This is a genomic window from Nocardia sp. NPDC052001 (assembly GCF_040680615.1).
Taxonomy (GTDB): domain Bacteria; phylum Actinomycetota; class Actinomycetes; order Mycobacteriales; family Mycobacteriaceae; genus Nocardia.
The window spans coordinates 572747-597652 of sequence record NZ_JBFAXC010000003.1 but is presented as its reverse complement, the minus strand read 5'-3'; the positions used below and the strand labels follow the sequence as shown (position 1 = coordinate 597652).

The 24906-nt window shown below is 66.1% G+C and carries 22 protein-coding genes; 14 read left to right on the top strand and 8 right to left on the bottom strand.

Annotated features, from left to right (window positions below; genetic code table 11):
• The first annotated feature begins 2 nt into the window (after positions 1-2).
• Positions 3-1097: a hypothetical protein gene (locus AB0L82_RS18095; protein ID WP_364637184.1), complete on the top strand. Its 1095-nt coding sequence runs from the start codon at positions 3-5 to the stop codon at positions 1095-1097.
• On the opposite strand, the gene rfbB is transcribed toward AB0L82_RS18095, so the two are convergent.
• The gene (gene rfbB / locus AB0L82_RS18090; RefSeq protein WP_364637182.1) at positions 1094-2098 is read right to left on the bottom strand and encodes a dTDP-glucose 4,6-dehydratase; all 1005 of its coding nucleotides are present in this window, start codon (positions 2096-2098) and stop codon (positions 1094-1096) included. The genes AB0L82_RS18095 and rfbB overlap by 4 nt on opposite strands.
• Before the next feature lie 437 nt (positions 2099-2535).
• On the opposite strand from rfbB, the gene AB0L82_RS18085 reads away from it, so the two are divergent.
• Positions 2536-3240 (top strand): hypothetical protein, encoded by a 705-nt coding sequence (locus AB0L82_RS18085; RefSeq protein ID WP_364637180.1) that lies wholly within the window; start codon positions 2536-2538, stop codon positions 3238-3240.
• A 129-nt stretch (positions 3241-3369) separates the two neighbouring features.
• Here the strand turns inward: AB0L82_RS18085 and AB0L82_RS18080 are convergent, their stop codons facing one another.
• On the bottom strand, positions 3370-4365 hold the full coding sequence (locus AB0L82_RS18080; RefSeq protein ID WP_364637178.1) for an alpha/beta hydrolase: 996 nt from the start codon (positions 4363-4365) through the stop codon (positions 3370-3372).
• Positions 4366-4611: 246 nt separating this feature from the next.
• On the opposite strand from AB0L82_RS18080, the gene rfbA reads away from it, so the two are divergent.
• Positions 4612-5484, top strand: coding sequence for a glucose-1-phosphate thymidylyltransferase RfbA (gene rfbA, locus AB0L82_RS18075; protein ID WP_364637176.1), 873 nt, complete (start codon positions 4612-4614; stop codon positions 5482-5484).
• A gap of 2 nt (positions 5485-5486) precedes the next feature.
• Positions 5487-6053 carry a dTDP-4-dehydrorhamnose 3,5-epimerase gene (rfbC, locus tag AB0L82_RS18070; protein ID WP_364637968.1) on the top strand — a complete coding sequence of 189 codons (567 nt, stop codon included), beginning with the start codon at positions 5487-5489 and terminating at the stop codon, positions 6051-6053.
• Positions 6054-6159: 106 nt separating this feature from the next.
• On the opposite strand, the gene AB0L82_RS18065 is transcribed toward rfbC, so the two are convergent.
• The gene (locus tag AB0L82_RS18065) at positions 6160-7626 is read right to left on the bottom strand and encodes an MFS transporter (protein ID WP_364637174.1); all 1467 of its coding nucleotides are present in this window, start codon (positions 7624-7626) and stop codon (positions 6160-6162) included.
• A gap of 87 nt (positions 7627-7713) precedes the next feature.
• On the opposite strand from AB0L82_RS18065, the gene AB0L82_RS18060 reads away from it, so the two are divergent.
• Positions 7714-8115 (top strand): MarR family transcriptional regulator, encoded by a 402-nt coding sequence (locus AB0L82_RS18060; RefSeq protein ID WP_364637172.1) that lies wholly within the window; start codon positions 7714-7716, stop codon positions 8113-8115.
• Between the two features lie 62 nt (positions 8116-8177).
• Here AB0L82_RS18060 and AB0L82_RS18055 read toward each other — a convergent pair whose 3' ends face one another.
• Together AB0L82_RS18055 and AB0L82_RS18050 are read right to left on the bottom strand one after the other, a co-directional pair.
• Complete coding sequence (locus AB0L82_RS18055) at positions 8178-9050, bottom strand: helix-turn-helix transcriptional regulator (protein ID WP_364637170.1); 873 nt, start codon at positions 9048-9050, stop codon at positions 8178-8180.
• Between the two features lie 40 nt (positions 9051-9090).
• A complete protein-coding gene (locus AB0L82_RS18050) occupies positions 9091-9675 on the bottom strand; it encodes a DUF4282 domain-containing protein (RefSeq protein WP_364637168.1) in 585 nt (194 codons plus the stop codon).
• 338 nt (positions 9676-10013) lie between these two features.
• Here AB0L82_RS18050 and AB0L82_RS18045 point away from each other — a divergent pair, with 338 nt between their 5' ends.
• Positions 10014-10511 carry a hypothetical protein gene (locus AB0L82_RS18045; RefSeq protein ID WP_364637166.1) on the top strand — a complete coding sequence of 166 codons (498 nt, stop codon included), beginning with the start codon at positions 10014-10016 and terminating at the stop codon, positions 10509-10511.
• Between the two features lie 122 nt (positions 10512-10633).
• Here the strand turns inward: AB0L82_RS18045 and AB0L82_RS18040 are convergent, their stop codons facing one another.
• Positions 10634-11116, bottom strand: a complete 483-nt coding sequence (locus AB0L82_RS18040) for a helix-turn-helix transcriptional regulator (protein ID WP_364637164.1) — start codon at positions 11114-11116, stop codon at positions 10634-10636.
• Between the two features lie 151 nt (positions 11117-11267).
• Here AB0L82_RS18040 and AB0L82_RS18035 point away from each other — a divergent pair, with 151 nt between their 5' ends.
• The 4 genes from AB0L82_RS18035 (at position 11268) to AB0L82_RS18020 (ending at position 17164) form a co-directional block, all read left to right on the top strand.
• Positions 11268-13448, top strand: a complete 2181-nt coding sequence (locus AB0L82_RS18035) for a molybdopterin-dependent oxidoreductase (protein WP_364637162.1) — start codon at positions 11268-11270, stop codon at positions 13446-13448.
• 76 nt (positions 13449-13524) lie between these two features.
• Entirely contained in the window at positions 13525-15723 is a 2199-nt protein-coding gene (locus tag AB0L82_RS18030; protein WP_364637160.1) for an adenylate/guanylate cyclase domain-containing protein, read from the top strand.
• Between the two features lie 4 nt (positions 15724-15727).
• Positions 15728-16384, top strand: a complete 657-nt coding sequence (locus AB0L82_RS18025) for a Crp/Fnr family transcriptional regulator (protein ID WP_364637158.1) — start codon at positions 15728-15730, stop codon at positions 16382-16384.
• A gap of 156 nt (positions 16385-16540) precedes the next feature.
• Positions 16541-17164 (top strand): pyridoxamine 5'-phosphate oxidase family protein, encoded by a 624-nt coding sequence (locus AB0L82_RS18020; protein ID WP_364637156.1) that lies wholly within the window; start codon positions 16541-16543, stop codon positions 17162-17164.
• 2 nt (positions 17165-17166) lie between these two features.
• Here the strand turns inward: AB0L82_RS18020 and AB0L82_RS18015 are convergent, their stop codons facing one another.
• Both AB0L82_RS18015 and AB0L82_RS18010 read right to left on the bottom strand, forming a co-directional pair.
• A complete protein-coding gene (locus AB0L82_RS18015) occupies positions 17167-17904 on the bottom strand; it encodes an SDR family NAD(P)-dependent oxidoreductase (protein ID WP_364637154.1) in 738 nt (245 codons plus the stop codon).
• Positions 17905-17948: 44 nt separating this feature from the next.
• Positions 17949-18404: a GtrA family protein gene (locus AB0L82_RS18010; RefSeq protein WP_364637152.1), complete on the bottom strand. Its 456-nt coding sequence runs from the start codon at positions 18402-18404 to the stop codon at positions 17949-17951.
• 71 nt (positions 18405-18475) lie between these two features.
• On the opposite strand from AB0L82_RS18010, the gene AB0L82_RS18005 reads away from it, so the two are divergent.
• The 4 genes from AB0L82_RS18005 (at position 18476) to AB0L82_RS17990 (ending at position 24835) form a co-directional block, all read left to right on the top strand.
• Entirely contained in the window at positions 18476-19954 is a 1479-nt protein-coding gene (locus AB0L82_RS18005; RefSeq protein WP_364637150.1) for an FAD-binding oxidoreductase, read from the top strand.
• Positions 19951-20712, top strand: coding sequence for a decaprenylphospho-beta-D-erythro-pentofuranosid-2-ulose 2-reductase (locus AB0L82_RS18000; protein ID WP_364637148.1), 762 nt, complete (start codon positions 19951-19953; stop codon positions 20710-20712). Before AB0L82_RS18005 ends, AB0L82_RS18000 begins: the two co-directional genes overlap by 4 nt.
• A 265-nt stretch (positions 20713-20977) precedes the next feature.
• Positions 20978-22378 (top strand): DUF222 domain-containing protein, encoded by a 1401-nt coding sequence (locus AB0L82_RS17995; protein WP_364637146.1) that lies wholly within the window; start codon positions 20978-20980, stop codon positions 22376-22378.
• 510 nt (positions 22379-22888) lie between these two features.
• Positions 22889-24835, top strand: coding sequence for a galactan 5-O-arabinofuranosyltransferase (locus tag AB0L82_RS17990; protein ID WP_364637966.1), 1947 nt, complete (start codon positions 22889-22891; stop codon positions 24833-24835).
• Positions 24836-24906: the final 71 nt, after the last annotated feature.

Here is a 24906-nt window from a genome sequence, read left to right as displayed (position 1 = left end):
AAATGGGAGAAAAGGGGCGGCTGCGGCGCATCGCCGCAGCCGGGGCGGGGCAGCTCGGCGGCTGGAAGCACTGGCGAAAATTACGGGTTGCCTGCCTGATCCTGGTGTGCGCGTTGCTGATTCCACCCGCCGCGGTGGCGATCTACCTGTGGCGGCAGAACTCGGGGACACCCGACCACGCCGCCCATACCCGGGGGCAGGACGCGGTCTGGCTCGGGCACGCGTGGGTCGACGGGCGCAAGACCGAGGCCGATCTCGTCGCCTTGGGAAAACTGCTGTCCGATAACGGAATCCGTGACCTGTACGTGCACACCGGCCCGCTTGACCATGACGGCACCCTGCCGGAGTCACTCCATCCGCAAGCCCGGTGGTTCGTCGAGACGGCGCATCGTTTGCTGCCCGATATCCGAGTGCAGTCCTGGCTCGGCGATATTCTCGCGCCGGAATTCGACGGGCTCGACGTGGAGAACGCGCCGACCCGGGATCGGGTGCTCGGTTCGGTGCGCCAGGTGCTCGACCTCGGATTCGACGGTATTCATTTCGATTTGGAGCCGGTGCGCTCCGGATCCAAGGGTTTCCTCACCCTGCTGGATCAGACGTGCGCGGTGACCTCCGGTGCGCGGCGACAACTTTCGGTGTCCGCGCCGGTGATCGATCCACTGCCGGGGCTGCACTCGGTGGGCCTGGCCGTGGCAGATCACGGAAAGTGGTGGTCCCAGGCTTATTTCGCGGAAGTCGCGCGCCGGGTGGACCAGGTCGCGGTGATGTCGTACGACACCGCGATGCCGTGGGAATCGCTGTACGGCGGCTATGTCGCGCAGCAGACCCGGCTGGCATTGCAGGTCACGCCACCACGGGTGACGCTGCTGATGGGACTGCCCGCCTTCTGGGCCGACGATGCCGGGCATCACGGTGCGGCCGAGACGGTGGCGGGCGCGATCCGCGGGGTGCGATTGGGTGTGGGGCGCACCGATATCCACCGCGCGGCATTCGGCGTGGCGCTCTACGTGGATTTCACGGCCACACCCGAGGATTGGGCGGTATACAGTCGTGATTGGGGAGCGCGGGTCGCCGTCGCCGAACCCGTGCCGCGCTAGAGGACTTTTTCCCCGGCGGCCGCGTAGGCGTTCTCGGTGGCGGTTTTCTGTGGCCGCCACCAGTTCTCGTTGTCGCGGTACCACCGCACGGTGTCGGCCAGTCCGGTGCGGAAGTCCGAATATCGGGGTTTCCAGCCGAGTTCGGTGCGCAGCAGGGTGGAATCGATGGCGTAGCGCAGATCGTGGCCGGGGCGATCGGTGACGTGATCGAAGTCGTCCGGAGCGCGGCCGAAGGTCTCCAGAATGAGCTCTACGACGGATTTGTTGTCGCGTTCGCCGTCCGCGCCGATGAGGTAGGTCTGCCCGATTCGACCGCGCTCCAGAATTTCCCAGACGGCGCTGTTGTGGTCGTCGACGTGAATCCAGTCGCGCACTTGATGTCCGGCGCCGTAGAGCCGCGGCCGCACCCCGTCGATGAGATTGGTGATCTGCCGCGGGATGAATTTCTCCACATGCTGGTACGGGCCATAGTTGTTGCTGCAGTTGGAAAGTGTGGCCCGCACCCCGAAGGACCGCACCCAGGCGCGCACCAGCATATCGCTCGACGCCTTGCTGGCGGAGTACGGACTGGACGGGTTGTAGGGCGTGGCCTCGGTGAACGCCGCCGGATCGTCGAGCTCGAGATCGCCGTAGACCTCATCGGTGGAGATGTGGTGATACCGCACCTGATGCTTGCGCACGGCCTGCAGCAGCGAATAGGTGCCGACGATATTGGTTTGCACGAAGGGCCAGGGATCGGCGAGCGAATTGTCATTGTGCGATTCGGCGGCGAAATGCACCACCGCGTCCACTCCGCCGACCAGACGGTCGACCAGCGCGGCGTCGGCGATGTCGCCGTGCACGAACTCGATGCGATCGGCGATCGAGGCCAGCGAAGCCCGATTCCCGGCATAGGTGAGTTTGTCCAGGACGGTCACCTGGACATCGGGACGGGTGGTCACGGTCTGATGAACGAAGTTCGCGCCGATGAAGCCGGCGCCTCCGGTTACGAGCAATCGCACATCGAAAACCCTACGTCGCCTTCGGAGTCCAGCGGCGTTCGGTCTCCATGTTGCGGTTCCTACACCGTTCCACCGTTTCCCGGGAGCGGAATCGGACACAAGAAGGAAACAAGTTGACCACCGAATACTCGTACTTTCATACGGAAAGTCATGAATTCGCGGAATACCCGGGACTTTCGGGTCAGGATCATTCCGGTTTTACGGGAAAACACTGTGACCTTCGCCACAAAGAGACCGCATAGTAACAAACCAGCCGGCGGGAAGCGCACCCGAAAACCATACGCACGCAGCACATTTCCGAAAGCTGACGAACCGTGCGATCGGTGAAGTGAACGTAATTTGAACAAACGGTCACGACCGGTTCACCGCTCGTTAGCTGTCCTGGCTTTCGATTCTCCTGTCCCCCCGAGCTCTTCCCCGATGAGGTTCTGAAAAAAATGCTGATGAGGAAATTCGCCGCCACGTCGGCGCTGCTGATCGCCGCCATGGGCGTCACCGCCGGCACCGTGAACGCGGCGCCCGCGACCGATGAGGCCGCTGCGATCAACTACACCGCGACCAACACCGAGACCAACACGATCATCCGCACCGATGCCGGTTCCATGGTCGTCGAGGACGGTGTCTTCAAGGTCAAGGCCGCCAACGGCACCACCGTCGCCGGTACCGAACTGAAGTTCCGCGTCGATGATTTCGAGTTCCCCATCGCGGCGAATATCTCCGACCACACCGCGACCCTGACTCCCGAGTACTCGATCGACAAGGCTGTCTACAAGCCGGTCGCGCTGCCTTACGAGAACGTGGCTCCGTGGAAGTCGGACTACGACCGTGAGCAGGCCGCCTGGAACCGCATGAAGGACACCATCGCGCTGGGCGCCACCGTCGGCACCCTGGTCGGTGGCATCGGCGGCGCGGCCCTGGGCTGTGTCATCGGCGCCGGTATCGCCTTCGCCGCCACCACCCCGCTGCTGCTGATGTTCGGCGCCGGTCCGCTGGGCGGCTGCCTCGTCGGCGCGAGCCTGGTCGGCTTCCTGGGTACCGTCGCGGGTCAGATCTTCGTGACCGCCCCGGTCGCCATCCTGGCTGCCGCGCAGTACTTCACCACCATCAACCAGCCGTCGATCAACCCGGCCCCGGCCAAGTAATTCGACTGCGGTAGCACACGAAATCCCCCGCCCGGACCACCCGGGTGGGGGATTTCGTCGTGATGGCACACCCGTGTCCGCACAGCCGCCCCGCCCGCCGACACGGCAGGCGGGGCGGCTTTCGTTGTATCAGGCTGTCCGGGCGATCTGCGCGGATTCGATTCGGGCGCGGACGAATTGGGCCACGTGCGCGAGCGCGGCCCGGCTCTCGGGCATATTCGGGAAGATGGCCATGAAGGCGTGCACCTGGCCCCGCCAGATCTCCAGGGTGGCCGGTACGCCCGCCTGGGCGAGCCGCTGCGCCATGATCTCGCTGTCCCGGCGCAGCACCTCGTCCTCGGCGACGATGAGCAGTGCGGGCGGCATTCCGGCGAGCGGGTTGTTGATCGGTGAGAGTTGCGGATCCAGGCGGCCGTTCACCTCCGCGCCGAGCTTCACCACGGTTTCCAAGGCGGACAACGGGATCAGCGAATCGCGATGGTAGTTGGGGTGCGCGCGCTTCTCGGTGCAGTCCAGATCCAGTGCGGGACACAGGCCGACGAGTCCGGCGGGCACCGGGAGTCCGGCATCGCGGGCGCGCAGTGCGGTCGCGAAGGTCATATAGCCGCCCGCGGAGTCACCGGCGAATACGATGCGCGATGCGGGCACGCCGTGGCTGAGCAGCCACTGGTAGGCGGTGAGGCAGTCGGTGACCGAACCGGCGATATCGGTCCGGGGCAGTTGCCGGTATTCGACGCTGACGACGGGCATTCCGGTGCGCCGGGCGATCGCGGCGACCACGGGCCGGTGCGTATCGAGTCCGCAGAGGAAGAAGCCGCCGCCGTGCATGTACATCACGACGCCGTCGCTCATGGCGCTGCGCGCTCCGGCGGGCCGCACGATCTCCATGCGGAAGCCGTTGAGCCGCACCTCTTCCCGTTCCACCCCGCGCGGTGCGGGCCGCAGCCTGGCGAGACTGTTGATGACGCCGCTGACGATCGGCATGGCGCCTTCGGTCAGGGTCATGAGTTCCCCGGCGGGCCGGATGGTCGCGCGGCTGACGGCCTCCAGGGTGCGTGCGTAGACGCTGACGGTATCGGGATTGACGACCGGGGCCTCGGCGTGGTCGTCGCGGGTCTTCGCCATTGCGCACCTACCTCATTGTTGGCGCGCCGAGCCGTTCGTCCGGAGAACCGAAGACAGCTCGGGTTATCCGGCGCGGGAGAGTCGGCGCTGACATCTCACATAGCGTCGTTTCAGAACACCATGGGAACGTGACCTACGCAACAGATATCGCCGAATAGGTATGGCCGCAAACGACCGTGACGGTTTCGCGGCGGAGTCGGAACCTCCCCGCTCTCGCTCGCAACGGAACTGGCAGACTCTCGTGACATGCGTGGAATCATCCTGGCGGGCGGCACCGGGTCGCGTTTGCACCCGATTACGCGCGGGGTGAGCAAACAACTTGTCCCCGTGTACGACAAACCGATGGTGTACTACCCGCTGTCCACCCTCATGCTGGCGGGCATCCGGGACATCCTGGTCATCACCACCCCCGAGGACGCGGACGCGTTCACCCGGCTGCTCGGCGACGGCAGCCAGTTCGGACTGAATCTGAGCTACGTCGTGCAGCCCGAACCGGATGGGCTGGCGCGCGCCTTCGTGCTCGGCGCGGAGCACATCGGGAACGAGACCGCCGCACTCGTGCTGGGCGACAACATCTTCCACGGTCCGGGCCTGGGCCAGAGCCTGGGCGGGTACGCGCACGTGGACGGCGGCGCGGTCTTCGCGTACCGGGTCTCCAATCCGACCGCGTACGGCGTGGTCGAATTCGCCGACGGCAAGGCCATTTCCATCGAGGAGAAGCCCAAGACGCCGCGCTCGAACTACGCGATCCCGGGGCTGTACTTCTACGACAACGACGTGCTGGCGATCGCGCGCGAGCTGAAGCCGTCCGATCGCGGCGAATACGAGATCACCGATATCAATCGCGCCTACCTCGAACAGGGCCGATTGAATGTGGAGGTGCTGCGCCGCGGCACCGCGTGGCTGGACACCGGCACCTTCGATTCGCTGCTGGATGCCGCCAACTACGTCCGTACCATCGAGGAGCGCCAGGGCCTGAAGATCGGGGTACCCGAGGAAGTGGCCTGGCGTATGGGTTTCATCGACGACGAGCAATTGGACGCGGCCGCCCGGCCGCTGGTGCGTTCCGGTTACGGGGCCTACCTGCTGCGCCTGCTGGAACAGGGACGAGTGGAATGAGCATGCGAATTCGCGAACTGGCGGTGCCCGGCGCGTGGGAGTTCACCCCCGCCCTGCACGGCGACCAGCGCGGAGTCTTCGCCGAGACCTTCAAATCCTCGGAGTTCGAGAAGATCGTGGGGCGGAAATTCGAACTGCTCCAGGTCAATACCTCCACTTCGGCGGCGGGGGTGCTGCGCGGTATCCACTACACCGAGGATCCGCCGGGCCAGGCCAAATACGTGACGTGCGTGCGCGGCGCGTTCCTGGACGTGGTGGTGGATCTGCGGCCCGGGTCGCCGACCTTCGGGCGGTGGGACAGCGTCGTCATCGACGATGTGGAGCGGAAATCGGTATTCCTGGCCGAGGGGCTGGGTCACGCGCTGCTGTCGCTGGAGGACGATTCCACCGTCATCTATCTGTGCTCGCTGGAGTACGCGCCCGAATTCGACCGGGATCTGGACGCTTTCGATCCGGACCTGGGCATCGAATGGCCGGAGCTGGATCGCTACGGAAACCCGCTCAGCTTCACCCGCTCCGCCAAGGACGCCGCGGCGCCGCGCCTGGCGGATCTGAAACTGCCGCACTGAGAACGACTTCCGAATACGGCACTGGGGCGCACCGTGTACTACGGTGCGCCCCAGGTCTTTCAGGATGGCCGTCGCCCGTGTGAGCGGCGGGCGTCGGCCCGGTGTCTCAGCCGACCAGTGCGACCTCCGGCTCCGCCGCGACGGCCTTGCGCGCCTTGCGCTTGGGCAGGTAGACCGTGAGGGCGACCAGCGCGCCGACAATGGCGACACCGGCGGCGAATTCCAGTCCGGGGCGGTAGTTGTCGAGCACCGCGGCGGGGCTGGTGTCGGTGTGCGATCCGGAGGAGATGATCGCGGTGGTCACCGCGAGCACGATGGCCGCGCCGACCTGCATGGCGGTCTGCAGCACGCCTGCCGCCAGGCCCTGTTCATCATCATCGATGCCACTGGTGGCCTGGATGTTGATGGCGGGGAAGCCGACCCAGCCGATGCCGACCAGCAGCACCGCGGGCAGCAGCACCGTCAGGTAGGCGGGGGCGGTGTCGATGCGCAGGTACATCAGGTAGCCGATGGCCATGATGGTCATGGTGACCGCGATGATCGGCCCGGTGCCGAAGCGATCGACCAGCTTGTCCGAGACGAAGGCCGAGGCGACCACCAGCAGGCCGACGGGCAGCAGCGCGAGCGACAGCTTGAGCGGCGACCAGCCGAGGGTGTCCTGCAGGTACAGCGTGGTGATGAACTGCCAGCTGAAGAAGGAACCGGCGACCGCGATGATGGCCAGGCTGGCCCGCCACAGCGTGGGCTTCTTCAGGATGCCGAGGCGAACGAGCGGGTAGCGCACCCGCTTCTCCACCGCGACGAATCCGGCGAACAGTGCGGCGACCGCGATGAACGAGATGATGGTGCGCGCCGAGGCCCAGCCGGCTTCGGGAGCCGAGACCACGGTGTAGACCAGCAGCAGCATGCCCGCGGTGGACAGCAGCGCGCCGAGCAGATCGTGACCGCCCTCTTCGGCGGGCCCGTCCTTGGGCACCAGGTAGAAGGCCGCGATCAGGGCCGCGATGGCGACCGGGAAGGGCAGCAGGAAGGTCCAGCGCCAGCCGAGACCGGTCATGAGTCCGCCGAACAGCAGGCCCATGGAGTAACCGCCCGCACCGAACACAGTGTAGATGGACAGCGCCTTGTTGCGGGCCGGGCCCTCGGCGAAATTGGTGGTGATGATGGACAGTCCGGTCGGCGCGGTGAACGCGGCGGCCAGGCCCTTGATGAAGCGGGTCAGGATCAGCAGCGGACCGGAGCTCACCAAGGCGCCCGCGAGAGAGGCGATGGCGAATACGGCCAGGGCGATCAGGAAGACCTTGCGCCGGCCGAGCAGGTCGGCGGTGCGGCCGCCGAGCAGCAGCAGGCCGCCGTAGCCGAGGACATATCCGGAGACCAGCCACTGCAGGGTGGAGGTCTGCAGGTCGAGTTCGGTGCCGATGGACGGGAGGGCGACGCCGATCATCGACACGTCCAGGCCGTCGAGGAACAGCACGATGCACAGGGTGATGAGCATGCCCCAGAGCCGGAGCGTCCACTGCGTGGAGTCTGCCGCGGTGCTCACTGCGGGGCGTAGGTCTGTGGAAGTCACGAGAGAGGACAGTACATGCACACGCATATGTTGTCCAAACATTTAATGCAGTTGCATGAGTTGCACTCTCGCACTAAGATGGCGGCCATGCCGAAGCCGACAACGACTGTCGAACAGGTCGTTCCTGATGCTCTAGTAGCTCAGTGGCGCGATCTTCTCGCCCGGCACGCGACGACCTCCTGCGCCCTCGAGAAGGAACTGCAAGGCCGCCACCACCTCGGGCTCAGCGAATTCGAAACCCTCGACCGGCTCATGGACGCCGGGGTCGAGAGCTACAAGATGGCCGATCTGGCCCACGACATCCATCTGAGTCAGAGCGCGCTCTCACGCGCGGTGGCGCGGCTGGAACGCGACGGACTGGTCAGCCGCACCCTGTGCACGGAGGATCGGCGAGCTATCTTCGTCTGCCTCACCGATAAGGGTCGCGAACTGCACGGCGAGGCCGCGCCCACGCACCGCGAGGTGCTGGAGCAGTCGCTCAGCGAATAGATTTCGCGCGAAAATACTGCGGCGCGGCGGTTTTCACCACCGCGCCGAGCAATGAGCCGCGTTCAGACCGTGGCGCGAATGGTCTCGATCAGCGGGAGCGCGTCCACCGCGATGGCCGCCGCCGCCGCGAACGCCTCGCGATACCGCTCCACATCGGGTTCCTTGTCCAGGTAGGACGCACCCGTCAGCGATTCCACGTAGACCACCGGCGGTTCGGTCTGTTCGGTTGCGGTGGAAGGGAATTCGAGCAGCACGAAGCGCCCGGCGTCCATACCGTGGTGATAGCCGCAGTCGGCGGGCAGCAGCCGCAGCCGCACATTCGACAGTTCACCCAGTTTGCGCAGCTTGTCCAGCTGGCCGATGGTGACCTCGTCACCGCCGATGCGATGCCACAGCACGGCCTCGGAAATGATCACGTCCAGATGCACCGGCGATTCGGCGCGGGTGAGCAGCGACTGCCGGGCGGTGCGCACCCGCACGCGCCGGTCCATCTGCTCGGCGGAGATGCCCGGATTGGCACCGGCCAGCACCGCGCGCATATACGCCTCGGTCTGCAAAAGCCCGGGTACCAGCTCGTTTTCGTAGGTGGTGAGCCGCGCCGCCGCCTCTTCGAGCCCGATGTAGACCTCGTACCCCTCGTCGATCACATCGCCGAACTCGGTCCACCAGCCGCGCGCCTTGGTTTCCCGGGCCAGGGCGGTGAGCGGTTCGATGGCGTCCTCGGGCGCGCCGTAGATGCGGCACATGGCCTCGACATCGAGGCTGCGCAGTGAGGTCTGCCCCGTTTCTATCCGCCAGATCTTGGCTTCGGACCATTCCAGCCGCTGCGCTGCCACCCGGGTCGTCATCCGGGCGCGATTGCGCAGGTCGCGCAGGTGACGGCCGAGTTGCCGCCGCGGCATGGTGGATCCGGTGATGCCCTGCGGTAGTGCCATCCCTCCCCCTTACGAGTCTTGCGCTCGCATTGTTGCACAATTACTTGCGCGACGACCGTCTCCCGAAGCGCCAGAACTGCACGGCGCGAACATCTTCCGACAATTGATTGACCGGTTCTGCCACGTCGGAAAGGGCTTGGAACAGGTCATCGCCCATCTCGGCGATGTGCTCCACCCGGCTTGCCAGCCGTGAGGCGTTGAGCACGAATTCCAGCAGCAATCGCACCACCGCGGCGATGGTCAGGCCCAGTGGAATCGCGAAGACCACCGCGAAGACGATGCCCAGCCAGGCCGAAACCCGCCACAGCCCAATGGTTCCCACGATCGGGATGGCGAAAGCGGCTGCCAAGCCCAGGATGTAGGCCAGCGGCAGCAGGGTGCGGGTGGCGGCGCGATGGAATTGCACGTCCAGCAGCGCGCGGATGGCCTCGAGACTCCAGGACCCGAAAGCGCTTGGGCTGGCGAAGGGTTCGACGGGCTCCTCGTCGACCACGGCCTCCTGTTCCAGCCGCCGGTTCATGCGCCGGGCCGCGGAGTCCTTGAAAGCGGCCCACCGCCGGATCTCGAACTCCTCGACCTCGAGTTCATCGAGTTCGGGTGTCTTGCCGTTCGATTGGTCGGACATGCCGTCGATCTCCTCTCCCGCAGACCTTTTCGACCATGCGAAGTCTCATCGCTATCCCCCTTCTGGGACAGATCGAAACAGTGTGTTCTAGAACACTCCGAGGTTGGATGTTGCATTCCTGGGTAGCGCGAGCGATAGACCTCCTGACGGCGTCTTCGCAGGCAGTGGGCTCCTCCCCCGGACCTGTCGCAGATGTGCCAGCGACTCTGTCGCGCCACGAACAAGGACGAGCCGTCTCTTTTGGAGGGAAAAACCATATCGGCGCAAAACAACGTTGTAACGCAACGAACGGCTCGTTCCGATACCCCGCACAGAGCAGGACATAGATCTACCGGGGAATGGAGAAACCAGTGCGAACGACGTTTTCGTCTTCCGTCATGGCGGCAGCACTGGCCGCCTCTGCGCAGGAGTACACCGAGCGTGGATGGACGGTCGCCGAAACGGCCAATGGCATCAGCCTGGTCACCGATGAGAACCTGTCGGGCATCGAGGTAACGGGTGAGACCGCCGCCTTCGTCCGCCGGTACTTGCGGGCCAACGATCTGACCGGGCCGGTCATCGAGATCCCGGGCGCCGAGCGCCGCGAGATCCACCTGGTCACGGGGCTGCGCAAGGCCGCCATGGCCATCGAGGCGCTGCGTGCCGCGGGCGCCATCGTGCACACCGACGGCGCGGGCATCCCGCTGCCGCCGACCCAGCTGTTCGACGGTTCGGCCTGTTGGGGCGTGGCACCGCACGAGGCCCGCTGGGTCCCGCCGGTGGTCGCCATCTCGGCGGCGGTGCGCGCCGCCGCCAAAGGCGGAGTCAAGCCACAGAGCACCCGCATCGCTTCCTGAGGGGAATGACGCACCGTCACATGTGAATAGGCACTACCGCCGGTAGCTAATAGCTATAACAGCAGAACCGCGGATGCTCCCCGGCATCCGCGGTTTTTGGCGTATCTGGAAGTGGAAACTCTTCAGGCGGTGCGCAGTCGGCGTGACGGGTGTGAATTGTGATGTGTGAGAGCTGCTCTGGGGCCGGAGGGATGACCCGATTGCACCGGCTGCTCATCGCCGAGCACCTTGGCGCGGGCCGCGCGGCGATTGCGGACGCCGAGGGTGCGCAGGATGGCCGAGACGTGGTGATCGACGGTCCGGACCGACAGCACGAGGTATTCGGCGATCTCCGCATTGGTCAGGCCCGCGCACAGCAGGTCCAGAACGTCCTGCTGGCGGCCGGTCAGCCCGGGCACGGTGTGCGAGCCGGGCGACGGTGCCGGAGCGGGCCGCGAGATGGCCGACCGGGCGGCCGGAGGCGGCACGGGGGCGTCCGGCAGCGGGATGAAGATGCCGGTTTCACCGCCGACGCTGAGCACGACCGCCGATCCATTGCCCGCGGCGATGTCCTGCCAGGCCGCGCGCAGCACCTCGAGTGCTTGTGTTCGCTCCAAAAACCGCATGTGGCAAGCCTGGTCGCGGGAGCCGCGCCGCGTCTGTCTCCGCCGACACGGTCGGTGTGTCGGAAAACCGACACTCGCAATTGATGCCCAGTTGACGCGTTGCTGTTTCCGTTGTCGTGCCACCGCGCGATGATGAGGTATGACCCCCGCCATGAACACCTCGCGGACCCTGCCGCGCACCTGTCCGCTGTGCGAGGCGGTGTGCGGGCTGGAGATCACGCTCGACGCCGATGATCACGTGACAGCTGTACGCGGCGATAAGGCGGATCCGTTCAGCCGTGGTTTCATCTGCCCCAAGGGCGCGACGCTCGGACATCTCGACGAGGATCCGGACCGGCTGACCGCGCCCATGCTTCGGGACCGCGCCACGAACACCTGGCGGGCGGTGAGCTGGGATGAGGCGTTCGGGGTGATCCGGGAGCGGCTGCCGCAGGTCACCGCCGCGCACGGCAATCAGTCGGCGGGGCTGTATCTCGGCAATCCGAACGCGCACACGGTGGCGGGAGCACTGTATGTGCCGCTGCTGATCCGGGCGCTGGCCACCCGGAACCTGTTCTCCGCCAGCACCTCCGATCAGATGCCCAAACAGGTGGCGTCCGGGCTGATGTTCGGCGATCCGCTCACGGTGGCGGTGCCGGATCTGGATCGCACCGATTACCTGCTCATGCTGGGCGCGAATCCGCTCGAATCCAATGGATCACTGTGCACCGCACCGGATTTCCCGGGACGGTTGAAGGCACTGCGGCAGCGCGGCGGGAAGTTCGTGGTGGTGGATCCACGCCGCACCCGCACCGCGAAACTCGCCGATGAGCATCTGTTCGTGCGGCCGGGCAGTGATGCGTACCTGCTGTTCGGGATCGTGCACACGCTGTTCGCGGAGCATCTGACCGAGGTGCGGGTGCCGGTGCGCGGACTCGATGAAGTCCGCGATGCCGCAGCGCCTTTCACCCCCGACGTGGTGGCCGAGCGCACCGGGGTGGCCGCGGACACCGTGGTCCGGCTCGCGCGCGAGCTCGCCGCCGCGCCCACCGCCGCCGTCTACGCGCGCATCGGCACCTGCACGGCCGAATTCGGCACCGTGACGCAGTGGCTGGTCGATGTGATCAACGCGCTGACCGGCAATCTGGATTCACCCGGCGGCGCGATGTTCGCCAACGCGGCGGCGCTCGGCATCGTCCGCACCCGGGCCTTCCGGCTCGGGCGCTGGAACAGCCGGGTGCGTGAACTGCCCGAGGCCATGGGTGAACTGCCGGTCGCGACATTGGCCGATGAGATCCTCACACCCGGTGACGGGCAGATTCGCGCCATGGTGACGGTCGCGGGCAATCCGGTGCTGTCCGCACCCAGTGGGCCGCGCCTGGCCGACGCCTTCGCGGGACTGGACTTCATGGTGAGCGTGGACCGCTACCTCAACGAGACCACCCGGCACGCCGATGTGATCCTGCCGCCGCCGCGCATCCTGCAATCACCGCACTACGATTTCGCACTGCTCAACTTCGCCGTGCACAACTACGCGCGGTACTCGCGGCCGCTGCTGCCGCTTGGTCCGGATGAGCTCTCCGAATCCGAGATCATGGCGCGGCTGGCGCTGGCCATCACCGGTCAGGAGACGCAGCCGGGCGTGGATCCGCTCGCGGCCGTGGACGAATTCGTGATCGCGGGGACGCTGCACAAGGCCGGGCTCTCGGAACGGCGGTCGGAACTGCTGGGCGAGAACACCATCGAACAGCGCATCGACATGATGGTGCGGCTGGGTCCCTACGGCGAGTGGACGGGCTCGGATCGTGGGCTGAATCTGCAAGTGCTGCTGGATAACCCGCACGGGATCGACCTCGGACCGCTCCAGCCGCGACTGCCGGAGTTGTTGCTCACCGCGTCGAAGCAGGTGGATCTCGCGCCGGAGGCGCTGTTGGCCGATGTGCGGCGGCTGCATGAGCGGCTAGCGGACGCCGCGCCCGCCATGGTGCTGGTCGGGCGCAGGCATCTGCGGTCCAACAACAGCTGGCTGCACAATGTGCCGCCGCTGGTGGGCGGTGCGAATCGGTGCACGCTGCATATTCATCCGGACGATATGACCCGGCTCGGGCTGGACGGGCACGCGGTGGTGAAGTCCGCCGCGGGCGTGCTCACGGTGGATCTGGAGCCGACCGAGGACATCATGCCGGGTGTGGTGAGCCTGCCGCACGGCTGGGGACACGGCGATTCCGAGCAGTCGGTGGCGCGGGCGCACGCCGGGGTGAATGCCAATGCGCTGACCGATGATTCGCTGGTGGACGCACCTTCCGGCAATGCCGTGTTCAACGGTGTGCCGGTGACATTGACACCCGCCTGAGACACCGGGCGGACAGAACGATCGTGAGACCGAGCGGGGCGGGTATGTCGGCCGCTCGGGTGGAGAGGGGCGCGCCGTGACCGCGGTTGGCACAGGCCGGATTTCGATATCGCGGGTGGCGCTGTGGGCGGTGCACGTGGCGTTGCCCGCCGCCGGACTGCTGCTGTTGATCACGCATCCGCCGCTGGATCACATGTACATGGACGGCGGTGTGCACTTCTGGCTGATCCTCGGCGCGGCAGTGCTGTCGCTCGGACTCGGGGTGCTGCTGTTGCGCGCCGCCCGCGCGCACCGGGATATGCGGTTGATCCTGGTTTCGCTGGTGTTCCAAGTGAATTCGGGTTTTCTGGGCCTGCACGCGCTGGCCACACCGGGTGTCATTCTCTCCGAGCCGAATGTGGGCTTCACCGGAGCCGTCCCGGTCGGTATGGTGCTGGGCGGGCTGGCGGCGCTGGCCTCGGTCGTGGAGTACGGGCCCACCGCGCGGGCGCACCGCTTCACCGAGCTCCTCGCCGCCCTGCCTCTGACTCTCATGGCGGTGTGGGCACTGGCCTCGCTGACCCGGGTGCCGCCGTTCGATTCGGTGCCCGATCCGGACGAGGTGCAGGGGCCGCTGGTGGCGGCGGCCTTCGTCGGCGGGGCCTGCTATCTGGTGGCCGCGGGCGCGTACGCCGTTCTCTACCTGCGCAATCGGTCGACGATCCTGCTGAGCGTGCTCACCTCGTTCGTACTGCTGGCCGAGGCCATGTTCGCGGTCGGGTTCGGGCGCAGCTGGCGGCTGTCCTGGTGGGAATGGCATGTGCTGCTCGGGGTGGCGTTCGCGCTCATCGCCATCAGCGCGCATCGCAGCTTCCTGCGCGAGGGCTCCGCGCGCGGACTGTTCGACAGCATCACCCAGCGCAGCACCCTCGCCGCCATCCAGCGCGATTACGCGCGGGCGCTGGAGGAGATGGTGATCGCGCTGGATCAGCGCGGCACCGGCGGGGTGCGCCCGGATGAACCGCTCGGCGCTGTGGGACAAGAGCTTTCGCGGCGCTTCGGGCTCACCGAGCGACAGGTCGCGGTGCTGCAGCAGAGCGCGCACGCGCTCGGCGATGAGCGGGAACAGGTGCGGCGGCTCGGTGCGCTGGTCGCGGTCGGCGAGCGCGCCAATGTGATTCGCGGTGAGGACGAATTGCTCACTGAGATACAGCAATTGGCCAATCACGCTTTCGACCGCGACCTGGTGCGCATCGGCGTGCTGCGGCAGGGACGGCTGCATTTCAGCGACGGACAGCCGCCGAATCCCGCCGCGTTCGCATACCCGTTGACGGTCAAGGGAATTCGCACCGGCGTGCTGGAACTGTCGCGCACCGGACCGGGCGCGCCGGCACAGCTCGGGCCCGCCGAACACGCGGTGGCGCAGTCGTTCGCCAGCCAGACCTCGGTGACACTCGAAAACGCCAGGCTCTACCAGCAATTGGACGGACTGTTCCGGTCCTATATGTCGCCGCAGGTGGCGACCGCGCTGCTGGCTGATCCGTCCCAGGCCGGATTGGGTGGCGAGGTACACGAGGTGAGTGTGCTCATGGCGGATCTGCGCGGGTACACGCCGTTCTCCGAACAGGCCGGGCCGGTGCAGGTCATGCGCATGCTCAACACCTACTACGGGGTGATCGTGCCCGAGATCCTCGCCGAGGGCGGCACGGTGGTGCAGTTCGTCGGCGATGCGGTGATGGCGATCTTCAACGCGCCGGTGCGGCAACCGGATCACGCGCTGCGCGCGGCACGGGCGGGGCTGGCGATTCAGCGCGCGACGGCCGCGGTGCGCGAACGCCAGGGCACGGCGTACGTCACGGCGGGGCGGCCCGGAACGCCGGGACCCACCGGCCCGGGAAGAGAGGCGCATACCGGACCGTCCGGGCAGGCCGGGTCTGATCCGGCCGACGAGGCGACGGTGCGGTACGGCCGGGTCGGCACCGGCGACACCGTCCAGATCAAGCGCGCGAGCGGTGCGACCGCGCTGGAGTGGCCGATGTTCCGGGTCGGGGTGAATACCGGTCCGGCCATCGTCGGCAATGTGGGCGCGCGGGAGATGCGGAATTTCACCGCCATCGGCGACACCACGAATCTGGCCGCGCGCCTGGAGGGTTTGGCCGAACCGGGCACGGTGGCGATCGGGCCGCTCACCCGGCAGCGGCTCGGCGATCGGGCGCGGGTGACGAACCTGGGCGATTTCGACATCAAGGGCAAGAGCCTGCCGGTGACGGTGTACCGGCTGAACGGACTGCGGTGAGGTAGTGGCGGAATTCGAACTGCTGGAAGGTCTTTCGCCGGAGGAACGGCGGGAGTTCATCGCGGCGTGCACACCGCGGCGGTTCCGCCGCCGCGATATCGTCTGCCACGAGGGCGATCCCGGGGATTGCGTGCACCTGATCCTGTCCGGGCGCTACGTCGTGCGCATCACCACGCCGCTGGGCAATTCGGCCACCCTGACCATTCTCGGGCCGGGTGAGATGTTCGGTGAACAGGCGCTGCTGAGTCCGGACGCGCGGCGCACCGCGACCATCGTGGCGGTCACCGACGGGGAGACGCTCACGCTGAACCGGACCCAGCTGGAGCGGTTGCGGCGGGAGCATCCGCAGGTGGAGCGCTTCCTCACCACTTCGCTCGCGGCGCAGGTGCGGCGACTGTCGGCGGCGGTGCTGGAGGCGCTGTACCTGCCGGTGGAGACGCGGGTGCTGCGGCGGCTGGCGCATCTGGCGGCGGTGTACGGCGACGGGGACGGTAAGCCCGCGCTCATCCGGCTCACCCAGGAGGATCTGGCGTCCATGGCCGGGACCACGCGGGCCACGGCCAACAAGGTGTTGCGCGAGCTGGAGGATGCGGGCGTGGTGCGGCTGGGGCGGGGTTCGGTGCTGGTGCTGGACCGGGCGCGGTTGACGCGCGGACGATAAGGGGGATTGCGGCATACCGGTGGTTAAGGGTCCGAAGACCCTTGTTCTCGCGCATTCGCCGGACGAAAATAGCTAAACCGTATAGCATTTCGGATGGCCTGAGTTCGTGGCCGAGCCTCTTTTCATCCGGTATTCAGCTACCAAAGGGGTCGGACGATGCCCGGTATCAGAAACGGCAGCGACGGCGAGCGAGAACTGCAGGAGCGCTACGGCACCCAGGAACGAGCCGATCGGTTTTATTCCGATCAGGTCCGGAATCGGTTGAATGCGCAGATGATCGAATTCATCGGCCGGATGGATATGGCCTTCATCGCCACCGCCGATAAACATGGTGAGTGCGACACCAGCTTTCGCGCCGGAAAACCCGGCTTCCTGCATGTGATCGACGATCGCACGCTCGCCTATCCGGAGTATCGCGGCAACGGGGTGCTCGCCAGCCTGGGGAACATGCTGGAGAACCCGCACGTCGGCATCCTGCTGGTGGATTTCGTGCGCGATCTGATCGGGCTGCACATCAACGGCACCGCCCGCATCGTGGACGACGCGCTGATGCGGCGCTGTGTGCCGGAGCTGCCGCCGGGTGAGCGCGGACGGCAGGCCGAGCGCTGGGTGGTGGTCGATGTGGAGGAGGCGTACATCCACTGCCGCAAGCACATTCCGCATCTGGTCCCCGCACAGCGCGAAGCCGTGCAGTGGGGCACCGACAATGTCCGGGCCAAGGGCGGCGATTACTTCCACACCAAGGCCGAGGCCGAATCCGTTGCCCTAGTGGATCACTGACCTTACCGCAGGTACGAGGCTCCATTGACGTCCAGCACGGTGCCCGAACTCCAGATCGCCTCCGCGGAGGCGAGATAGCGCACCGCCGCGGCGATCTCGTGCGGTTCGGCCACCCGTCCGAATGGGCTCTGCCCCTTGACCGCATCGGTGACCCGCTCGGCCACCCGTTCGGTGGCGACGAAGCCCGGAGCGACCGCCGCGACGCCGATGCCGTAGGGCGCGAGGGCGACCGCGAGCGATTGCGCGAGGGACTGCGCGCCGGCCTTGGTCGCGCCGTATGCCACGTGATCGGGTTCGCCGCGATAGGCCCCGCGCGATCCGATATTCACGATTCGACCGGGTACGCCGCGCTCGATCATGTTCCGCGCCACCAGGAATGACACATTCGCGGTACCGATGAGATTGACGTCGACGGTCTGCCGCCAAATCCGCTGCCACTGCTCGTAGGAGGTATCCGCGACCGGTTGCGCCAGATTCACGGCGGCATTGTTGACCAGCACGTCGACACCGCCGAGTGCGTCGATGGCGGTGTCCACCACCAGTTTCGCGCCGTCGGGGGTGGAGATGTCGCCGCCGATCAGCGCATGTCCGGATCCCGGCAGCGCGGCGAGCGTCCGCTGGGCCTCCTCGCGCCGCGAGGAGTAGTGCACCGCGACTCGATCTCCGGTTTCGGCGAACACTGTCGCGACCGCTCGGCCGATCCCCCGCGAGGCTCCGGTGACCAGTACCGCCCGGGTCATAGTTCAACCACCATGCGATTCACCCTGCCACGTGCGAGGGCGGTCTAGTTGATCTTGAAGATGACCGCGCGCTGCACGATGAAATTGATCACGGTCGCGGTGCCCTGCGCCACGCAGAACGCCAGCCAGATCCGCCACCACTGATCGGGCAGGGCGTAATAGCAGAGCTGGTTGATCCCCACCTGAATCGCGAAGGTCGCCGCGTACAGCACGATGACCGCGATGAAGCGGTTGCGATTCGGCTCGGCGTTGAAGGTCCAGCGCCGGTTGATCAGGTAGGCGGTGGTGGTGCCCGCGATGAAACTGATCGACTTCGCCACCGGGAGCGGCAGTCCGAAGACCTTGAAGAGCAGCGTGTAGAGGCCGAAGTCGACAATGGCCGACAGGCCGCCGGTGACGCCGAACCGGATGATCTGGGTCTTCAGATCGACGTCCGTACCGCCCGGCTCGTCGACGAGGGGCAGCTCGGGCGGCAGGGGCAGATGGGGTTCCGCGGTCACAAGGCATGAGGGTATCGCCCGGGACGAAGGACACAAGCCTCGAGACGGTTATGCCTGTAGCCTCTATCCCGATGTCCACGAAAGCTCAGACCACCACCACGGCCGCTCCCGATACGAAATCGGCGAGCGCGGGTGCGGACGTAGCGTCGAACGGTTCCTATGAACTGCCCACGCAGACCCGCCGCCTGACCGGTTGGGGTCGCACCGCAGCCACCACATCTGAAGTCCTGTCGACCAGTGATCCGGAGGTGATCGCCAAGGCGGTCGCCATGGTCGCCGACGACAACGACTCCAAGCCCGCGCACCTACGCCGCGGCGTCATCGCGCGCGGCCTCGGCCGCTCGTACGGCGACCACGCGCAGAACTCGGGCGGGCTCGTCATCAATATGCCCGCGCTGAACCGCATCCACCGCATCGACCGGGATTCGCGCCTGGTCGACGTGGACGGCGGCGTCAGCCTGGACCAGTTGATGAAGGCGGCGCTGCCGTTCGGGCTGTGGGTTCCGGTGCTGCCGGGTACGCGGCAGGTGACGATCGGCGGCGCCATCGCCTCCGATATCCACGGCAAGAATCACCACTCCGAGGGTTCGTTCGGCAATCACGTGCGGTCCATCGACCTGCTGACGGCCGACGGCAAGGTGTCGACCATCGGGCCGAAGAAGAACGCGAAGCTGTTCTGGGCGACCGTCGGCGGTAACGGGCTGACCGGCATCATCCTGCGCGCGACCATCGAGATGGTGGCGACGGAGACCGCGTACTTCATCAACGACGGTGTGAAGACCAGCACCCTCGACGAGACCATCGCCGCGCACAGCGATGGCAGCGAGGCGAACTACACGTATTCGAGCGCGTGGTTCGACGTGATGAACCCGCTGCCGAAGCTGGGGCGCGCCACCATCACTCGCGGCCGGTTGGCCAAGGTGGATGAGCTGCCGAAGAAGAAGCAGCGCAATCCGCTGAAGTTCGACGCGCCGCAGCTGCTGACGGTGCCGAACATCTTCCCGAGCTTCACCGCGAACAAGCTGACCCTGGGTTCGGTCGGCGAGGCGTACTACGCCATGGGCGGCAACTACACCGGCAAGATCCAGAACCTGACCCAGTTCTATCACCCGCTGGACATGATCGCGGAGTGGAATCGGGCGTACGGTCCGGCCGGATTCCTGCAGTACCAGTTCGTGGTGCCGACCGAAGCCGTCGATGAGTTCAAGAAGATCATCATCGATATCCAGGCGTCGGGGCACTATTCGGCGCTGAATGTTTTCAAGCTGTTCGGCCCGGGTAACCCGGCGCCGTTGAGCTTCCCGATGCCGGGCTGGAACATCTGCGTGGACTTCCCGATTCGGAACGGGCTCAACGAACTCGTCACCGAGCTCGACCGGCGCGTCACCGAATTCGGCGGCCGGCTCTACACCGCGAAGGACTCCCGCACCACGGCGGAGACCTTCCACAAGATGTACCCCCGGATCGACGAGTGGATCAAAATCCGCCGAAGTGTCGATCCCACAGGCGTTTTCATGTCCGATATGGCGCGAAGGCTGGAGCTTCAGTGATCAATGCGGTAGGGAATCCGCAGTCCATTCTGCTGCTTGGCGGCACCTCCGAGATCGGTCTCGCGATCTGCTCGGAGTACCTCAAGAAGGGTCCCGCGCGGATCATTCTGGCGGCGCTGCCCGGCGACCCGCTGCGCGAAGAGTCTGTCGCGCTGCTGAAGTCGGCCGGTGCCTCCGAGGTCGAGGTCATCGACTTCGACGCGCTGGAGATGGACTCCCACCCCAAGGTCATCGACGCGGCCTGGTCGCACGGTGACGTGGACGTCGCCATCGTCGCGTTCGGCATGCTCGGCGACGCCGAGGAACTGTGGCAGGACCAGCGCAAGGCCGTCATCGCCTGCGAGCTGAACTACACCGCCGCCGTCTCGGTCGGTGTGCTGGTCGGCGAGAAGATGAAGGCCCAGGGCTACGGGCGCATTATCGCCATGTCCTCCGTGGCCGGTGAGCGCGTCCGCCGCTCCAACTTCGTCTACGGCTCCACCAAGGCGGGCTTGGACGGCTTCTACCTCGGCCTCGGCGAAGCGCTGCGCCCGCACGGACCGCGCGTCACCGTGATCCGACCGGGGCAGGTCCGCACCCGCATGTCGGCGCATGTGAAGGAAGCGCCGCTGACGGTGGACAAGGAAGACGTGGCGGCTCTCGCTGTCGCGGCTTCCGAGAAGGGCAAGGAAATCGTCTGGGCCCCGGGGACTTTCCGGTACATCATGATGGTGCTGCGGCATATTCCGCGGCCTGTGTTCCGGAAGCTGCCCGTGTAGGCGGGAGCGAAAACGCAACGAGCGGTGGCCGATTCGGCTGCCGCTCGTTTTTCGTTCAGGTGGAGATAAAACATCGATATTCTGAATATCCTTATATCACAACGCAATTCGACTTTCGGGGTCTGTTTTGCGGGAGTAGAATAGGGGTATGAATTCAGGGGAGAACATCGCAATCACGGAGAGTGCATCAGCACTTTCCGCTGCGATTGACACCCTGATCTCTCAGCCGCTTATTCCGGTGTCGGACAACGACATTGTCGAATTGATGCAGCAGATCGAAACCGCTACCCGCAAACTCGACGCGCTCAAACTCGACCTGGTCGTGCAGACCTGCTCACGGTCACTGCCCAAGCGGGCGGGCGCAGGCAGCGTGGCGCTGTTTCTGCAACAGACACTGCGGATCTCACACGGGGACGCGTTGAACCGGTGGCACTGCGCCGAACAAGCAGCCATCTGGCCGCGTGTCGGAGACAACTCCGAAATCTCCGTCCCTGCACCAATCCTGCCGAACACCGCACTGGCGCAGGAAGAAGGCGCGATCGGCCTCGACCATGTGCGCGTTATCCGGCAGGTCATGGACCGGCTGCCCAACAAGGTCACCGCCGAAGACCGGGCCTTGGCCGAAGAGCACCTGGCGCGGCATGCGCGTGCGTTGAACCCGAACCAGCTCCCCAAAATCGGGGACAGGATCCTGGGTCATCTCGACCCGGATGGCACCCTGACCGATGACACTGATCGTGCGCGGATGCGCAGCATGCGGTTGAGCCCGCAGGGCTTCGACTTGATGTCCACCATGACCGTGGTGTTGACCCCCGAAGCCCGCGCCGCCATGGACGCCGTCTTGGCCAAGCTCGCACGGCCGGGTCTGTGCAACCCGGCCGATCCCGAGAGCCCGTTCGTGGTCGATGAGAACCTCGACCCCGAGGTTGTGAAGGCCGCTGCCAAGCGCGATATGCGCACCACCGTGCAACGCCAGCATGATGCGTTGTTCGCGCTGCTGCACCCGGACTTCCACCCCGCACACCTGGGCGTGCACCGTGGGTTGCCGGTCACCACCATTGTGACCATGAGCATCCACGATGTGGAACGCGCCGCTGGTGTGGCCACCACGGCCACCGGTGGGACTGTGCCTGTCGCTGTGGCGTTGGAAATGGCCGCCCGCAAGAGCAAGACGTTCTCGGTCATCACCGACGGCGAGGACATGCCCCTGCACATCGGTCGGGCCCGCCTGGCGAACCCGGCCCAGCGGATGGCGTTGATCGCCACCGAACGCGGCTGCACCCGCCCCGGTTGCACCGCACCCGCCAGCATGGCCGCCGTGCATCATGTGACCGAGTTCGTCAAAGGCGGACTGACCGATATCGAAAACCTCACCCTGGCATGCGATCACTGCCACGCTTTGGTCAACGACACCCCCACCGGATGGACCACCATCAAACTCGGTAAAGGTGCGAAGTTCGCCGGACGTACCGCCTGGATCGCTCCCGCGCATATCGATCCGACTCGGACACCGCAGGTCAATCACATGCATCACCCGGACGAGTTGATGGCCACCGCCCCGGCCGCACCACCGTTGCCCGTCAGCCCTGTTCGAGCGTGTGCGCCGAACAGGATGCGTCAGCGACCCTGGGTATTGCCTCGCCCGGCTTGCCCAGCCAGGCAATAGGCTCCACCCCACCTGTTTTCACCGTCAGGAGCCTTCCTGCCGGTCCTACAGGCATGTCCGCACCTCTACAGGCATGGCCCGTACCTCAATCCAGGTGCCCCGTCTCCGGTTCCAGCCCTGCCGCAGTCCAGGCAAAGAAGCAGTGCTGGTTACTTCGCCTGCCGTACCCGACTTGCTCTCCCGCAACCCAGGCCGCCCCTCACGTCCCCGACGGGGTGACTGGCTGTGGTCACCTCCCAAGACTCGAGAACCAAGCCGCCCAAGTGTTTTGGTTCTTGTTGTTGGTCTTTGTCTTTTGTTCTTGTTCTTTTCTTGTCCGGGCGTCTTTGTCTTTGGTTCTTTTTCTTTCCAGGTCTTGTCTGTTGAGGTTTGGGTCTCTGAAGGCCGTGTCGGCCGGGCGAGAGTTCATGAGGGTCCGAAGATCGTTAGGCTTCGCTGCGGTAAGCGGTCCATGGAAGCGAACCCGGAGGCGGAGTGGGAATGAGCGAGAAAGCAGGCAGCCGGGGGGCGATGCTGGTGCGGCAGGCCGGGGGTGCGCTCGGTGAGGGCGCGCTGGCGGCGGTTGTCGCGGCCGTTGTCGCCGGTATCGGTCTCGTGGCGTTCTCGACCGTGCAGTGGCCCGCCTTCAACTCCTCCAACGTGACTCGGGCGCTGACGACCGTCGGCCAGGTGGTGACGCTGGCGCTGCTGGTCGCGGCGATCGTGCTGGTGCGCATGGACAAATGGCCGTGGGTGGCGAAACTGCTGTCCTGGGTGGGTATTTCGGGGTTCGCGACCGTCACCCTGGGGATGCCGCTGGCTGCCACCAAGCTGTATCTGTTCGGCATCTCCGTCGACCAGGAGTTCCGGACCCAATATCTGACGCGACTGACGGACAGTGCGGCGCTGCACGATATGAACTACGTGGATCTGCCGCCGTTCTATCCGGCCGGATGGTTCTGGGTCGGCGGACGTTTCGCGAGCCTGACCGGTATGGCGGGGTGGGAGGCGTTCAAGCCGTTCGCCATCATCGGGCTCGCGGTAACGGCGGTTCTCGCGGTTGTGCTGTGGTCCAAGCTGATTCGAGCGGACTGGGCTATCGCGATCGCGGCCGCCACGACCGCTGTGACACTGGCCTACGGCTCGCCCGAGGCGTACAGCGCTCCGCTGGTGCTGCTGTTCGCGCCCGCGATGGTGCTGGCCTGGGGCGCGTTGTACCGGCCTGCCGAGCCCGCGGCCGCCACGGCGGGCGGCTGGGGAGCGGTGCTGGGAACCGGGCTGTTCCTCGGGGTGGGGGCGATGCTCTACACCCTGTACTTCGGTGTCGCGGTATTCGCGGTGTGCCTGATGGCACTGGTCGCGGCAGGACTCGCACTGCGCGAGCGCGGTAAAGCGGTTCGAGCGCAACGGCATCGGGTCGACGGTGAACCGGCCGTCCCCGGACGCTGGCGCGTGGTGTGGCCGATTCTGCTGCGGCTAATCGGCGCCGGAGTCGTCGCGGGCCTGTTGGCGCTGACCGTATGGTTCCCGTTCCTGCTGAAGCTGCTGGGCGGCACCATCCCCAAGTCCGGCACCGCATTCCACTATCTGCCCGAGGGCGGGTCGCAGCTGCCGCTGCCCATGTTCGACTTCTCCCTGATCGGCGTCTTCTGCCTGCTCGGCACGGTGTGGCTGGTGCTGCGGGTCGGAAGTTCGCGTCGCGCACAGGCTTTGGGCATCGCCGTCGTGGCCGTCTACCTGTGGTGCCTGCTGTCCATGACCGCCACCGCGGCGGGGACCACACTGCTGTCCTTCCGCTTGGAGCCGATCCTGTACGCGCTGCTGGCCACGGCCGGGGCGTTCGGGTTCGTCGAAGGCGCTCGCGCGATCTATCAGGTGCTGAACGAGCCCGCACGAATGCCGTTGGCGGCGGGGGTGATCGCGGTGATCGGCGCTGTCGCGTTCGCGCAGCAGATTCCGCATGTGCTGGCCAATGAGATCACCACCGCCTACACCGATACCGATGGCAACGGTGAGCGGGCGGATAAGCGGCCGCCGTCCGCGGTGTCGCACTACCGGGATGTGGATGCGGCGCTGCTGGCGCAGACGGGGCGCGCCCGCGATCAGAGCGTGGTGCTGACCGCCGACACCAGTTTCCTGTCGATCTACCCGTACTACGGATTCCAGGCGCTCACTTCGCATTACGCGAACCCGCTCGCCGACTTCGCGGCACGCTCCGCGGAGATCAAGCGGTGGAGCGAGTTGAAGTCGCCGCAGGAGTTGCGGGACGCGCTGGCGAAGTCGCCGTGGCGGGCACCGGACGCGTTCCTGTTCCGGCGTTCCGGCGACGATTACACGCTGCGGCTGTCCGAGGACGTGTACCCGAATGATCCGAATGTGAAGCGGTACACGGTGGCGTTCCCGAAGTCGTTGTTCGCGGATCCGCACTTCCGGATCACCGAGATCGGGCCGTTCACACTGGTGGTCGTTCAGCCCTGAGAGTTATAGCCGGGGCCACTCAAATGTGATGTGGCCCACGGTACTTATCCCCAAAAGGGGGCAGAAACCTG

Coding starts and splice junctions, on each gene's coding strand:
- AB0L82_RS18095 (WP_364637184.1), top strand. CDS start 3: ATGGGAGAAAAGGGGCGGCTGCGGCGCATCGCCGCAGCCGGGGCGGGG.
- AB0L82_RS18085 (WP_364637180.1), top strand. CDS start 2,536: ATGCTGATGAGGAAATTCGCCGCCACGTCGGCGCTGCTGATCGCCGCC.
- AB0L82_RS18080 (WP_364637178.1), bottom strand. CDS start 4,365: ATGGCGAAGACCCGCGACGACCACGCCGAGGCCCCGGTCGTCAATCCC.
- rfbA (WP_364637176.1), top strand. CDS start 4,612: ATGCGTGGAATCATCCTGGCGGGCGGCACCGGGTCGCGTTTGCACCCG.
- rfbC (WP_364637968.1), top strand. CDS start 5,487: ATGCGAATTCGCGAACTGGCGGTGCCCGGCGCGTGGGAGTTCACCCCC.
- AB0L82_RS18060 (WP_364637172.1), top strand. CDS start 7,714: ATGCCGAAGCCGACAACGACTGTCGAACAGGTCGTTCCTGATGCTCTA.
- AB0L82_RS18055 (WP_364637170.1), bottom strand. CDS start 9,050: ATGGCACTACCGCAGGGCATCACCGGATCCACCATGCCGCGGCGGCAA.
- AB0L82_RS18050 (WP_364637168.1), bottom strand. CDS start 9,675: ATGTCCGACCAATCGAACGGCAAGACACCCGAACTCGATGAACTCGAG.
- AB0L82_RS18045 (WP_364637166.1), top strand. CDS start 10,014: ATGGAGAAACCAGTGCGAACGACGTTTTCGTCTTCCGTCATGGCGGCA.
- AB0L82_RS18040 (WP_364637164.1), bottom strand. CDS start 11,116: ATGCGGTTTTTGGAGCGAACACAAGCACTCGAGGTGCTGCGCGCGGCC.
- AB0L82_RS18035 (WP_364637162.1), top strand. CDS start 11,268: ATGAACACCTCGCGGACCCTGCCGCGCACCTGTCCGCTGTGCGAGGCG.
- AB0L82_RS18020 (WP_364637156.1), top strand. CDS start 16,541: ATGCCCGGTATCAGAAACGGCAGCGACGGCGAGCGAGAACTGCAGGAG.
- AB0L82_RS18015 (WP_364637154.1), bottom strand. CDS start 17,904: ATGACCCGGGCGGTACTGGTCACCGGAGCCTCGCGGGGGATCGGCCGA.
- AB0L82_RS18005 (WP_364637150.1), top strand. CDS start 18,476: ATGTCCACGAAAGCTCAGACCACCACCACGGCCGCTCCCGATACGAAA.
- AB0L82_RS17995 (WP_364637146.1), top strand. CDS start 20,978: ATGCAGCAGATCGAAACCGCTACCCGCAAACTCGACGCGCTCAAACTC.
- AB0L82_RS17990 (WP_364637966.1), top strand. CDS start 22,889: ATGCTGGTGCGGCAGGCCGGGGGTGCGCTCGGTGAGGGCGCGCTGGCG.